General features: G+C 32.0%; 14 protein-coding genes. 3 read left to right on the top strand and 11 right to left on the bottom strand.

Translation table 11 applies throughout. The features are described from left to right. Positions 1-13: 13 nt before the first annotated feature. From HA143_RS04130 to HA143_RS04090, 9 genes are all read right to left on the bottom strand, one after another. A complete protein-coding gene (locus tag HA143_RS04130; protein ID WP_245210852.1) occupies positions 14-1,081 on the bottom strand; it encodes an adenylate cyclase in 1,068 nt (355 codons plus the stop codon). 13 nt (positions 1,082-1,094) lie between these two features. After that, positions 1,095-1,751 (bottom strand): translation elongation factor Ts, encoded by a 657-nt coding sequence (tsf, locus tag HA143_RS04125; protein ID WP_209083361.1) that lies wholly within the window; start codon positions 1,749-1,751, stop codon positions 1,095-1,097. Between the two features lie 42 nt (positions 1,752-1,793). Continuing rightward, positions 1,794-2,498, bottom strand: a complete 705-nt coding sequence (gene rpsB, locus HA143_RS04120; protein WP_209083360.1) for a 30S ribosomal protein S2 — start codon at positions 2,496-2,498, stop codon at positions 1,794-1,796. A 126-nt stretch (positions 2,499-2,624) separates the two neighbouring features. After that, complete coding sequence (locus HA143_RS04115) at positions 2,625-3,536, bottom strand: glycosyltransferase family 2 protein (RefSeq protein WP_209083359.1); 912 nt, start codon at positions 3,534-3,536, stop codon at positions 2,625-2,627. A 60-nt stretch (positions 3,537-3,596) separates the two neighbouring features. Next, entirely contained in the window at positions 3,597-3,746 is a 150-nt protein-coding gene (locus HA143_RS04110; protein ID WP_209083358.1) for a hypothetical protein, read from the bottom strand. An 18-nt stretch (positions 3,747-3,764) separates the two neighbouring features. Beyond that, on the bottom strand, positions 3,765-4,493 hold the full coding sequence (locus HA143_RS04105; protein ID WP_209083357.1) for a DevA family ABC transporter ATP-binding protein: 729 nt from the start codon (positions 4,491-4,493) through the stop codon (positions 3,765-3,767). A 15-nt stretch (positions 4,494-4,508) separates the two neighbouring features. Further along, positions 4,509-5,681, bottom strand: coding sequence for an ABC transporter permease DevC (gene devC / locus HA143_RS04100; RefSeq protein WP_209083356.1), 1,173 nt, complete (start codon positions 5,679-5,681; stop codon positions 4,509-4,511). Then, positions 5,681-6,595 carry an HlyD family efflux transporter periplasmic adaptor subunit gene (locus HA143_RS04095; protein ID WP_209083355.1) on the bottom strand — a complete coding sequence of 305 codons (915 nt, stop codon included), beginning with the start codon at positions 6,593-6,595 and terminating at the stop codon, positions 5,681-5,683. Before HA143_RS04095 ends, devC begins: the two co-directional genes overlap by 1 nt. Further along, positions 6,595-7,320: a phycocyanobilin:ferredoxin oxidoreductase gene (locus tag HA143_RS04090; protein ID WP_209083354.1), complete on the bottom strand. Its 726-nt coding sequence runs from the start codon at positions 7,318-7,320 to the stop codon at positions 6,595-6,597. Before HA143_RS04090 ends, HA143_RS04095 begins: the two co-directional genes overlap by 1 nt. A 40-nt stretch (positions 7,321-7,360) precedes the next feature. On the opposite strand from HA143_RS04090, the gene HA143_RS04085 reads away from it, so the two are divergent. Next, positions 7,361-8,626: a M16 family metallopeptidase gene (locus tag HA143_RS04085; RefSeq protein ID WP_209083353.1), complete on the top strand. Its 1,266-nt coding sequence runs from the start codon at positions 7,361-7,363 to the stop codon at positions 8,624-8,626. Then, on the top strand, positions 8,623-9,846 hold the full coding sequence (locus HA143_RS04080; RefSeq protein WP_209083352.1) for a M16 family metallopeptidase: 1,224 nt from the start codon (positions 8,623-8,625) through the stop codon (positions 9,844-9,846). Before HA143_RS04085 ends, HA143_RS04080 begins: the two co-directional genes overlap by 4 nt. Here the strand turns inward: HA143_RS04080 and HA143_RS04075 are convergent. Further along, positions 9,843-10,052 (bottom strand): NAD(P)H dehydrogenase assembly family protein, encoded by a 210-nt coding sequence (locus tag HA143_RS04075; RefSeq protein WP_209083351.1) that lies wholly within the window; start codon positions 10,050-10,052, stop codon positions 9,843-9,845. The two genes, HA143_RS04080 and HA143_RS04075, sit on opposite strands and share 4 nt — an antisense overlap. A gap of 105 nt (positions 10,053-10,157) precedes the next feature. Here HA143_RS04075 and ftsH point away from each other — a divergent pair, with 105 nt between their 5' ends. Beyond that, a complete protein-coding gene (gene ftsH / locus HA143_RS04070) occupies positions 10,158-12,071 on the top strand; it encodes an ATP-dependent zinc metalloprotease FtsH (protein WP_209083350.1) in 1,914 nt (637 codons plus the stop codon). Here ftsH and clpP read toward each other — a convergent pair. Then, positions 12,068-12,658: an ATP-dependent Clp endopeptidase proteolytic subunit ClpP gene (clpP, locus tag HA143_RS04065; protein WP_348534777.1), complete on the bottom strand. Its 591-nt coding sequence runs from the start codon at positions 12,656-12,658 to the stop codon at positions 12,068-12,070. The genes ftsH and clpP overlap by 4 nt on opposite strands. Positions 12,659-12,687: the final 29 nt, after the last annotated feature.

Raw genomic sequence — 12,687 nt, 5'->3', positions numbered from 1 at the left:
AAGATTTATTTTTTCAACGTATTTTATTCAAAGTTATTTCTTTTTGCCTCCAGTATCTTTCTTTTTTAATCAAACGCTGAAATTGATTTTTAAGCTCATTTATTTTATTCCTTTGGATAGAAAGATTTAAATTTTTAAATTCCAACTCAACAGTAGATATATTAAAGAAAATAATACTTGGAGGACTTTCGCTATTTGATGATGAATGATTTATATTGAATTCGAAATTGACTACAAAAGGATTTGGATATTTTATCATTAAATTTTTGCCTACTAAGTACTCAAAGGAATCTTGAGATATAATCCTTTTTATTAGATTGGCCTTAAATAATTCTAAGTTAATTTTGTATGAAAGATTTAATAATAGATTATTCAATGACTTGTCAATTAAATCTAAGTTTTTAAGACTCTGATGTTTGGGAGCAATATCCATTTGATTGATATTGTAGTTCTCAGCATGTCTTGGGTTTTTAACCTTAACTTCATCTATTAATTCTAATATGGAGGAAATAAATTGTTTTTCTACACCTATATTTTCAATAACATTGTTATTAGATAAATAATTAATATGGTCATTCTTATCTAAATCAAGTGATACGAATTTATCATGATTTTCAACTTGATAATATTCAGAGGTATTAGAAATATCTTCACTAATCTGAAACTGAAAATGTTCTTCAAATTGACAAACATCTTCATTTTGAAATTTCTCTTTTTGATCATGCTTTATTTTTGGGGACCTTCCTAAACTATTAAAATTAATCTCCTTGTTGATGTTTTTTTCAATTTTATTTATTTTTAATTGTTCTACTGTTATTAAAGGTAATTTTTTATAAATAAGTTTGCTTATTTTTTTTTCAAAGAGAGAAAAAAGTTCATTTGAATTTATGAAATCATCTTTAATTGATAGAGAAATAGATAATTCGTAAAGCCCTTTTTCTACAGAAATGCATAATAGATCTCTTACAAGATTAAGATAAAGTTCATATTCCATATATATATTACGAATTAATCTTCTTTTTTGTATATCTGCTCTCTCTAATTGAGAATTAATTTTATCTATTTCTTCGTAATTATTCAAATTATTCAAGTAACTAGTTTGATTTCATTGATGCAACTTCTTCAGCGAAGTCCATTTGATTTTTTTCGATACCTTCACCCAACGTATATCTTGTAAATCGTCTTACTTTGATATTTTCTCCAATTGTTGCGGCTGCTTGTTTAACAAGATCCTCAACAGTAAGAGAACTATCTTTAATATAAGGTTGTGAAAGCAAAACCATCTCATTAAGTCTTTTCGCTATTCTCCCTTCAACTATTTTTTCTTTAATTTGTTCTGGTTTTCCTGATAAATCATCTCTCCCCATTTCAATCTGCTTTTCTTTATCCACAACATCTTCTGGTATTTCATCAATTGAGACATACTCAACATTCGGGCAAGCTGCCACCTGCATTGAGACATCCTTCAACAGAGACTGAAATTTATCACCTCTAGCAACAAAATCAGTTTCACAATTTAATTCTAGTAGAACTCCAACTCTTGATCCTGTATGTATATAACTACCAATAGAGCCTTCAGCCGCAACTCTTCCGGACTTCTTTTCAGCACTAGCTATACCTTTCTTTCTTAACCATTCCAAAGCTTTATCAACATTTCCATCAGTTTCTTTAAGAGCTTTTTTGCAATCCATCATTCCTGCACCAGTCTTATCTCTAAGATCTTTTACGAGTTTTGCTGTAATGTTTGCCATTGAATTAATAAAAATAGTGATTAGTAAGTTTTAAATTAAAATTTAATTTTTTCTTTCGGCATTTGATCCCTTCCTGCCTTCATTAATGGCATCTGCAAGTCTTCCTAAAATAAGTTGAACAGATCTAACGGCATCGTCGTTACATGGAATTGGTACTTCACACAAATCTGGATCACAGTTAGTATCCAACATTGATACTAATGAGATATCTAATTTTCTAGCTTCTAGAACTGCGTTTGATTCTCTTCTCTGATCAACCAAAACCACTACGTCTGGTAATCTCCTCATACCCTTAAGTCCCCCCAAGTATTTTTGTAATCTTTCTAGTTCTCTCCTTAGAACTGCAGCTTCTTTTTTAGGCCTCATTGCAATCAAACCACTACTTTCCATTCTTTCTAGTTCCTTCAATCTTTCAATTCTAGCCTTCATGGTTGTCCAATTTGTCAGCATTCCCCCAAGCCATCTTTGATTTACATATGCAGCTCCGCATCGAGTTGCTTCTTGGGCAACTACGTCTGAAGCCTGTTTTTTTGTCCCAACAAATAGGAAACGTTTACCACTTTTTGCTGCGTTCCTTGTCCATTTGTATGCATTATTCATACATAATGCTGTTTTTACAAGATCAATAATATGTACTCCATTTCTCGCACAATATATATACTTAGACATTTTGGGATTCCAACGCCTAGTTTGATGCCCAAAATGAGCACCAGCTTCCATCATTTCAGATAGTGATACAACAGCCATAATTTAAAGGTTTCGGGTTAGCCTCCATCTGACGGGGAATTTAAATTAATAATTCACCCGAAACTGTCAGATGTGTGGATTTAATTTTAATAATTGTAGCAAGTGATGTGTATTTCTAAAAGTTTTTTATCTTGATTTGGTTAACTGCTTAATGTAAATCAAATTTAATGGGAGCCTAAGTATCTCAAGTGCAAGTCTATGTCTTCTTAAACTAACTAAAAATCTAAGTAATGGTAGGATTCTATCAACACTAATTATTCCTCCTAGGCAAAGGAACTGCCAAAGTAAAATATGAAGAGGAGTTAATTGAATCATAAATCTAACCCTCAAATTTGGATGTTTTTTATAAAAAATTAATGCCATCTTTGCCCTCTCTTTTTCTTGATTTATCAATGATTCTATTTGATCGCAATTAAAAGGTGGATGCCAATGAAAACCTACTGCATTAGGACATTTAATTAATTTTGTCCCTATTTTTTTTAATCTTTCTCCTAGTTCCAAATCCTCCCAACCATAAAGGCTAAAAGAAGTATCAAATAAGCCAACACTTAAAATCAATTCTTTTGATATCGCGACATTTCCAGTAGCGAAGTAGGCAAAAGAAGTATCTATGATTTTATGTTTTTCACTCTGAGGATATAGAAAATTAGATGTATTGATCACAGTACCATAGGTAAAACACTTCTTATTATTTTTCCTCCAAAAGGAAAGTAATTGATCTACATGGCAAGTTATAAAATTATCTAAAACAATTAGATCACTATCAATAAATATAATAATTTCATATTTTGATTTAATTACTCCAAGATTTCTTCCTAGTGCAGGTCCACTATGTTCTTGTTCAAATAGGACAACGTGTGGAAGATTAGCTTTATTTTTTTTTATCCACGAGCTTGTTCCATCAGTAGATCCATCATCAACTACTATAATTTCATAATTACTAGTATTTTTATTTAATTTCTGATTCTCTAGCGCAACAAGACATTTCTCTAAAATAGGTTTTCTATTGTAAGTCGGTATAACAATACTTACATTCATGATCACACTTTAAATATTCATTATAAAAGAACTCAGAAAGATAAAAATAAGAGATTTTTCCTAATCAGCTGCCCCGCCATTATTTGCTGTACCTGTAACATTTCCACCATCAGGTCTTCCGTCAGCTCTTAATTTCCTTTTTTTGAACTTTCTGGCATATGCTCGATTACGTTCTTGCTTTTCTTTTTTTAAATTCCTTCTCTTTGACATGAAATTTTTAACTTTTAACTATACTAGCTCACTATGGGCACTATATATTTTACCATCTTCCATATTTAATATCCTATCAGCCATATCAGAAATTCTTGGATCGTGAGTCACCATAAGTACAGAGCAATTTTGTTCTTTTGCTAATTTTCTTAAAAGGGTAACTATTTCCCTTCCTGTAATGCTATCTAAAGCAGAAGTCGGCTCATCAGCAAGTAAAAGTTTTGGATTAGCTGATAACGCTCGAGCAATTGCTACTCTCTGTTTTTGCCCTCCAGATAAGTCATTGGGCAACTTCTTGTAATGTTCTTCTAACCCTACTGCTGACAACCAATTTCTTGCAATTTCACGTCTTTGCAAATATGTTAGCCCTTTTATTAAATCGGCACCCATTTGAACATTTTGTTCGGCTGTTAAACATCTCAACAGATTGTGACCTTGAAAAATCATCCCAATACTTCTTCTAAGAATCTGACGCGTTTTTCTTGATGCTCCATTTAACTGATTATTTAATACAGTTAAATCTCCACTTTGACAGGTTCTCAAAGCACCAATTAAGGTTAAAAGAGTTGTTTTGCCACATCCAGAAGGTCCTTTTAAAAGAACCAATTCTCCTTTATCAATATTTAAATTAACATTATTAAGGACTTGTTTTTTATTTTCATTTTTTCCATAAAAATGACTCAAATTATTTATTGAAACAGTTTTTAAGATCTTAGTGTTATTTTTTGATTTATCAGCTTTAACCATTAATATTCTTAATTATTAAAAAATTTCAGCTGGATCAGCATCAACTAATTTACGCATAGCAATACCAGCAGAGCCCATACACATAACTAAAACTAATACAAAAATCAAAATCGTTTTATCTGCATCCATTATTATTGGGAGCTTAGTAGAGTTTCTTATAACTGAATAAAGTATTTGACCAGCGAAATAAGCAGGTAAATAACCAAAAAATGCCAACAAAAATCCCTCTCTTGCAACGACAAAAAATAAAGACTTCAGTCTATACCCCATCGCCAATAAGGTCGCATACTCTGCGAGGTGGTCAGTAACGTCACTATAAAGTATTTGATAAACAACCACACAACCTACAACAAAACCCATCAAAGCTCCCAAACTAAATATAAAACCTATTGCAGTACTATTTTTCCAATAATTCTTCTCAAATTCTATAAATTGATTTTTTGTTAAAACACGTACATCATTTGGGAGTGAGTTATTTAAAATTCTAGAAATTAATTCATGATCAGATCCTTTTCTAAGCTTTACTAAACCAATTTCTATACTCCCTGGAGGATTTGCAGGAAAAAGTCTTAAAAAAGTTTCTCTGCTAGTTATTAAATTACCATCTGCACCGAAAGATGGTCCCAATTCGACAAGACCTTCCACAATTACTCTTTTTCCTGCAACCTCAGTTTCAACTTTTTGATCTGATAAAAACCATTCTTCAATTGGTCCAAATTCGGGCCTAGAAAGTTTGTCAAATAGTACTCTTGATGGATTTCTTAATTTATAAGCTTTTTTTGAGAAACCATCATCTAATAGAAGTGAATCGGAGGGGTTAAAGCCTAAAGCAAGTATCGATCTAGTTTTAAGATTTTCGGGATTTCTCCATAGTAAATAATTTAAATTTACTGGAGCAGTTTTTTCTACATCTTCTACAGCTAGAGTTTGAATCAATCTTCTTTTTGGAAATCCACTCATGCTAATAGAACTTTTCGATCTGGGACTTATTAAAACTAGATCAGCATCTAAAAGTTTATGGATAGTTACGCTCGTATCAAATAAACCATCTCTGAAACCAAGTTGCATAAACATCAAAATTCCAGCAAAACTTATCCCTGCAATTGCGACCATCAACCTTAATGGTTGCCTTGTCAATAATAACCAAGCTAACGGTATTTTTCTGAATTTTAAAAGAGAAAAATGCATTAGGGAATAAATTTTGCTATCACTTTCATCCCTGAGAAATATTGCACAAGCTCCATAGATTCTTTATCTAGTTTTACAAGTACTTCGACAATACGAGAATCAGCATCCCCAGTTGGATCAGTTGATAAAACTTTTCTTTGTTTAACCTGAGGACTTATCCTTATAACCTTGCCTTTTAGAATTTCTTTGAAGCCACCATTCTCACTGCTCAATTCAACATTCTGAGACAAAAAGACTCTATCAATATCTGATTCATAAACCTCTATTAGAGCCTCCATCTTTTGACTAGAGCCAATATCCAAGATTCCTTTATTTGTTGGCCTCTCCCCAACTCTTGTATTTATTTCGAGTATAAAACCATCGATGGGGCTCCTTAATTCTGAGTTAAATAAATCTATCTCGATATTTTTTTTATCTCCGATGTAGGTTATTTTTTGTTTTTGCAATTTTAACAATTCGTCTTTTCTCTGCGACAACTGTACAAAAGAATATACATCTTTGCTCAAAGCTAATTCATACCTCTTAATTTGATCTTTCTTTAAGGAAATTTCATGGTTAACAGTATCGATTAATTTATTATGCATATCAAGATCTGAGATTAACTTTTCTCTGTTTTCGAAAATTGCAAGCACATCATCCTTCTTCACAAAATCTCCTTCATTTACTAAAAGTTCAGTTATTCGAGGAGACGAACCAAACTGACTTACGGGAGCTGCCAATTGCCTGACTTCTCCCGAAGGAGAAAGTTGACCCAGTGCCGCAACAGCTGTAATGGGGGGTATGAAATTTGCAGTTATTTCCTCTTTTAATCTAGGACTTGATTTATTATTGCCTGAGCAGGAAATAATCCCAAGAGATAATGGTGTTAATAAAAACACACTAATAAAAAACTTTTTGTATGTTTTTAGACGCATTAGAAATCAAATAGTACAGTTTTTATATAATTATTTACCCATTTTTCATCAAAATATTTTAAGAGAACCATACTCGTCTTTTCATTCTTCATCTGTTGCAAACAATAATTTTTTTGATAATTTTTTCTCTCTTGAATAATTTCCTTATTAAATTCGGGTCTGGCTTCTCTACTTAATTTGATTAAAATAGAGAGGTATTGATTAACTATCTTGCAAAAAGCATTTTTTTCTGAATCGTTTTTTAAAGAAGCAAAAAATACATTTTTAGAAAATATCTCCCCCCATTTAGGAATCTCCCGCAATAAGGTGAAAGAACTTTTATCTACTGCAGAAAGAAGATTTTCGTATTTGACATCTTGATTTTTAGATGCAGGCGATAAATCAACAATTGCAGCAGAAACAATATCATTTATTTTAACTAAATCCATACCAAAAATTGGGATATCAAACTTCGGATCAGGAAAAAAAACACAGTGTAAAATTTTAAGATTTCTTGAAAATTCTGCCACTTCGATATGTAACTTTCTAAATCCTTTCGCTTTATGAAATTCGTTTTCTATGAATAGTTCTTTACCTATTTCGTTGGAAACTATATTGGTAAGCTTTGGATCAATCTTTATACTCTTAAGGTTTTCAAGCATGGATCTGTGCTCTCTTATATTTTGTAACAAGTTCAAAATAAGAGGGTCTGTTAATTTAGTTTTAGTTAAAGATTCAGACAACAAGATTAAAAAGGATCAAAATAGAATTAAAGAGAGATTTTAAATGAATGTAGGGAACGTTAGCTACTACACCCATTCAAGCAAAACAAGATGTGTATTTGTGGATAATAAAGAATTGCCGCTTATAAGCATTGATATTTGGTGCAAAGCAGGTTCTTCATTTGAGGAGGTTGATAAAAACGGCACTGCTCATTTTCTAGAACATATGATTTTTAAAGGCTCTAACAAAATAATGCCAGGTGAATTTGATCATAAAATTGAATCACTTGGAGGTTTAAGCAATGCTTCAACAGGTTATGATGATGTACACTACCATGTCCTCATCCCCCCGAATAACTTTAGAGAATCACTTGTCCTTTTGACAAACATAATTGTTTCTCCAAATTTTAATATTGATGAATTCACAAAAGAAAAAGGCGTAGTCATTGATGAAATAAAACAACAAAATGATCAGCCTGAAGAAAAATTATTTAATTACTTTTTAAATAGGGTTTGGTTAAGTTCCAATTATGCCAATTCAATATTAGGAACTGAACAAAGTATTAAAAAATTAGAGATAAATGATCTTAAAAAATTTCATCGTAATCATTACACATGCGATAAAATTTGTATTGCCATTGCGGGAAATCTCTCAGAAGATATTTATAAGACATTTAAAAAAAGTGATTTATCTGGGATAAATAAAAGACCAATACTTAAGGATTCAAATTTTACAAATCTAAAAAAAAGTAAACCTGACTTGCAAATTAGAAAAGGAAGAGAGGTGATTAAGTTTGATAATTTAGAATTTTCAAGGATATTTATGGCTTGGTTTATCCCAAACCTCAATAATCAAAAATATATTATTGGATTAGAAATATTAGCATCAATACTTTCTGTAGGGAGAAATAGCAGGTTAGTAAAAATTTTAAAAGAAGATAAAAATATTGTTGAATCTATATATGTAGATGTAAATGCAGGAGAATTAGGCGGATTATTTATTATTGAAGCAAGTTTTGAAAACAAAGATACCTATTTAGTAGAGCAGCAAATAAATAAAACAATAGATGAAATATTTGACTATAAAACTTTGACTTTGAATGAAATAAGAAAATCCATAAATATTGTAAAAAGCAATTATGTCTTTAATTTAGAGACCTCAACACAGCTTTCTTCATTCTTTGGAAATGAGCTACTTTGGGGGAGGAAATCTTCGCTTAAAAAATTAGAAAGTCATTTAAACTATTGGAATGATTTAAATAATTTTAAAGAGATAACTAAATATATCCGAAGAGATAAATTTACTCTAATTGCATCTCCTAGTAAATGATAAAAAGATATTTCTTAAATTATAAAAAAAGAAATTTTTCGACTGCCTCTATTTGGATTAAAGGGGGTAGTGATATGGATAGTATCAGTAAAAGAGGAATAAACAGGATTCTTTGTTCATTACTTACACGGGGATGTGAAGGCTTTGATAATTTAGTCCTTTCTGAATATATTGAATCCTACGGAGCAGAATTAAATCAAGAAGTATTTGAAGATGGTATTTCTATAACTATTAAATCCCTAAATGAACATTTCAGCAAATTACTTCCTCTATTAGATTTAATAGTTAATAAGCCAATTCTTTCGGAAATTGAATTTCAAAAAGTAAAAAAATCCTCTATGGATTTAATTAAAAAAGATAAAGAGAATCCATTCAATAATTGTTTCGAGAAATGGAGAAAAATTGTTTACTCAACACATCCCTATGCTTTCAATACAATTGGTAATAAAAATGATGTCTCAAGTATTACTCATGAAGAGGTTTTAAGGGAATTTAAAAATTTCACAATGCGAGAAAAGTATATAATTTCAAACAATTTGGAAGTGAAGGGAGAAAATTTAGAGACAATCGATCAAAAAGACACAAATGAGATATCAAGCATTCAAAATCATGATTTAGACCATATGGAAAGATTTGATTACATTATTAATGAATCAAATCAAACAATCATAATGATAGGGAACCAAACTTGTTCTCGTAGAAGTAGTGAATACTTGCCACTTAAAGTTTTGGAGTCATATTTATCTTATGGAATGAGCTCTGCTTTATTTAAACTTTTCAGGGAAACAAATGGCATCACATACGATCTGGGAGTTTTTAATCCTGTCAGAAGTGGGAATGCGCCATTTTTAGTTTATTTATCAGTATCCAATAAAAATGCTCTTTTTGCTTTTGAACTTTTATCGTCTTTATGGGAAAATTTACTTTTAAACCCTTTAATTGATGCTGAACTATTTTTAGCTAAAGAAAAGTTAAAAGGTACTTTTCTTGTAAGTAATCAATCATTAGATGAGATTTTACAGCGGAACATACAATTAATTAGCTATGGATTATTTCCTTTTTCGGAAATCGATTTAAATTCAAAAATAGACGCTATCTCTTCATTAGATATTCTTAAATTGACTAACAAATATTTTTCGAAACCTTTTTTTTGTATTTCTGGGAATAAAAAATTATGTTTAGAAATTAATACTAGGTGGATGAAAAACTTTAGAAATTAGATTTTCTCAATTTTATTAATGTCGATCAAAAAGGCCCCTCTTCTAAACTTTACCTCAACTGTATTTAATGATTTTATTGATAGGATTTCTCCAATTTCATCAATCGCCACTAAATCTGGAGGTCTTAGCATTGGCATATTATCTGAAGTCTTTAAATAGGAAACTGGGGCAATCAACTTAACCTTATCTTTGATCTCAAATTTCATAAATAAATATAATACCTCCAAGAGTAATATAAGCATAAAGATAGAGAAAATATCAACGAAATGAGCTGAATCATTCTAGAATCTAAAAACAAATTTAACAAATTAATGAATCAGAAATTTAAAACATTAATTTTATGGGCTTTACCTATACTTTTAGTAATTGCACTTTCCTACCAACTTTTATCTTCTAATAATGTTGATTCACTTAAATCAAATGGTACAACCATTGCACCAAGAAATTCTGCGGTAGCAAGAGTTAGTTATGGAAGATTCTTAGATTACATTAATTCAGGAAGGGTTACATCAGTTGATATTTTTGAAGGAGGTAGAAATGCTGTTATAGAAACAATAGATTCGGATTTAGATAATAAGGTTCAAAGATTGAGAGTAGATCTTCCTGGCTTGACACCAGAACTTATAAACAAGTTAAAAAATGAGGGGATTAGTTTTGATGTTCATCCTGTTAAGACGGCTCCACCTGCATTAGGAATTTTGGGTAATTTACTTTTCCCAGCCATTTTGATTGGAGGTTTAATTTTATTAGCTAGAAGATCGAATGGCATGCCTGGAGGGCCTGGCCAGGCAATGCAATTTGGGAAAACAAAGGCTAGATTTGCAATGGAAGCTGAAACAGGAGTTGTTTTTGACGACGTTGCAGGTGTTAATGAAGCTAAAGAGGATTTACAAGAGGTTGTCACTTTTCTAAAGAAACCAGAAAAATTTACTTCCGTGGGAGCAAGAATTCCCAAAGGTGTTTTATTGGTGGGGCCTCCTGGAACTGGTAAAACCCTCTTAGCAAAAGCAATTGCAGGAGAAGCTGATGTACCATTTTTTTCATTATCAGGTTCTGAATTTGTTGAGATGTTTGTTGGTGTTGGTGCGAGTAGAGTAAGAGATCTTTTTAAAAGAGCCAAAGAAAATAGTCCTTGTCTAATTTTTATTGATGAAATTGATGCAGTTGGAAGGCAAAGAGGTGCAGGAATTGGAGGTGGAAATGATGAGAGAGAACAAACTCTCAACCAATTGCTCACTGAAATGGATGGATTTGAAGGGAATAGTGGCATAATAATCATCGCAGCCACAAATAGACCAGACGTTTTAGATTCAGCTCTTATGCGACCAGGTAGATTCGACAGGCAGGTAACTGTAGACGCGCCAGACATCAAGGGCAGACTATCAATACTTGAAGTACATGCGAGAAACAAGAGACTTCAAGATAATTTAACACTCGAAAGTATTGCAAGAAGAACCCCAGGTTTCACTGGAGCTGATTTAGCAAATTTATTAAATGAGGCTGCTATCTTAACCGCCAGGAGAAGAAAAGATTCTATTGGCATTACAGAAATTGATGACTCTGTAGATAGGATTGTTGCTGGGATGGAGGGTTCTCCTTTAACAGATGGCAGAAGCAAAAGATTAATTGCTTACCACGAAGTTGGTCATGCTCTTATTGGTTCTTTAGTCAAAGCTCATGATCCTGTTCAAAAAGTTACAGTCATTCCAAGAGGTCAAGCTAAGGGATTAACTTGGTTCACTCCAGATGATGAACAAACTCTCATTAGCAGGGCTCAACTCAAAGCTAGAATCATGGGCGCATTAGGAGGAAGAGCTGCTGAGGATGTTGTTTTTGGAAAAGGTGAAATTACAACAGGTGCCGGTGGTGATTTCCAACAAGTTGCTTCTATGGCGCGTCAAATGGTAACAAGATTTGGAATGAGTAATCTTGGTCCGATAGCTTTAGAAGGTGGTAATCAAGAAGTTTTTGTGGGTAGAGATTTGATGACTAGAAGTGAAATTTCTGATTCAATCTCCAAACAAATCGACGAAAGTGTAAGAGTAATGGTTAAGGAATGTTATGAAGAAACTTACTCTATAGTCAGCAAAAATAGAGAAGCTATGGATAAAATAGTTGATTTATTAATTGAAAAAGAGACATTAGATGGTGAAGAATTTGTGAGTATTCTTTCCAAATTCACCACTATTCCTGAGAAGGAAAGAACACCTCAATTATTAAGTTAAACCTTAACTGGTTTCTTATCTAGTACTAGATCTATTAATCCGTACTCAACGGCTTCATTTGGAGACATATAAAAATCCCTATCAGTATCTTCTTTGATAGTTTCATAATCCTTACCAGTTCTCTCTGATAATTCATTATTCAGACGTTCTTTTAAGAACAAAATTTCATCTGCCTGAATTCTTATGTCACTAGCTTGCCCTCTGGCGCCTCCAAGTGGTTGATGAATCATTATTCTTGAATGTCTAAGGCTACTTCTTTTGCCTTTAGTACCTGCCGCCAACAAAAAAGCGCCCATACTCGCTGCTAAACCAACACAAACCGTATGTATATCGGGCTTGACATGTTGCATTGTATCAAAAATGCCTAAACCATCATAGACAGATCCGCCTGGTGAATTTATATACATATAAATATCCTTCTCGGGGTCCTCTGCTTCTAGGAATAATAATTGAGCAACAATCCTATTAGCAGTTTCACTAGTAACTTGTTCCCCTAAAAAGATTATTCTCTCTCTTAATAATCTCGAATAAATATCAAAGACTCTTTCACTTCCACCTGATTCTTCCAAAACTAAAGGGATCATAATAATATTTATCTGTTTATTAGATACTAACG

The organism is Prochlorococcus marinus CUG1415, from assembly GCF_017696015.1.
Lineage (GTDB): Bacteria > Cyanobacteriota > Cyanobacteriia > PCC-6307 > Cyanobiaceae > Prochlorococcus_A > Prochlorococcus_A marinus_AE.
The sequence above is the reverse complement of the archived record's forward strand: the minus strand, read 5'-3'. Positions and strand labels throughout refer to the sequence as shown.

Bases quoted from the DNA above. Each gene is read 5' to 3' on its own strand.
- tsf (WP_209083361.1), bottom strand. From the start codon at position 1,751: ATGGCAAACATTACAGCAAAACTCGTAAAAGATCTTAGAGATAAGACT.
- rpsB (WP_209083360.1), bottom strand. From the start codon at position 2,498: ATGGCTGTTGTATCACTATCTGAAATGATGGAAGCTGGTGCTCATTTT.
- HA143_RS04115 (WP_209083359.1), bottom strand. From the start codon at position 3,536: ATGAATGTAAGTATTGTTATACCGACTTACAATAGAAAACCTATTTTA.
- HA143_RS04110 (WP_209083358.1), bottom strand. From the start codon at position 3,746: ATGTCAAAGAGAAGGAATTTAAAAAAAGAAAAGCAAGAACGTAATCGA.
- HA143_RS04105 (WP_209083357.1), bottom strand. From the start codon at position 4,493: ATGGTTAAAGCTGATAAATCAAAAAATAACACTAAGATCTTAAAAACT.
- devC (WP_209083356.1), bottom strand. From the start codon at position 5,681: ATGCATTTTTCTCTTTTAAAATTCAGAAAAATACCGTTAGCTTGGTTA.
- HA143_RS04095 (WP_209083355.1), bottom strand. From the start codon at position 6,595: ATGCGTCTAAAAACATACAAAAAGTTTTTTATTAGTGTGTTTTTATTA.
- HA143_RS04085 (WP_209083353.1), top strand. From the start codon at position 7,361: ATGAATGTAGGGAACGTTAGCTACTACACCCATTCAAGCAAAACAAGA.
- HA143_RS04080 (WP_209083352.1), top strand. From the start codon at position 8,623: ATGATAAAAAGATATTTCTTAAATTATAAAAAAAGAAATTTTTCGACT.
- HA143_RS04075 (WP_209083351.1), bottom strand. From the start codon at position 10,052: ATGAAATTTGAGATCAAAGATAAGGTTAAGTTGATTGCCCCAGTTTCC.
- ftsH (WP_209083350.1), top strand. From the start codon at position 10,158: ATGAATCAGAAATTTAAAACATTAATTTTATGGGCTTTACCTATACTT.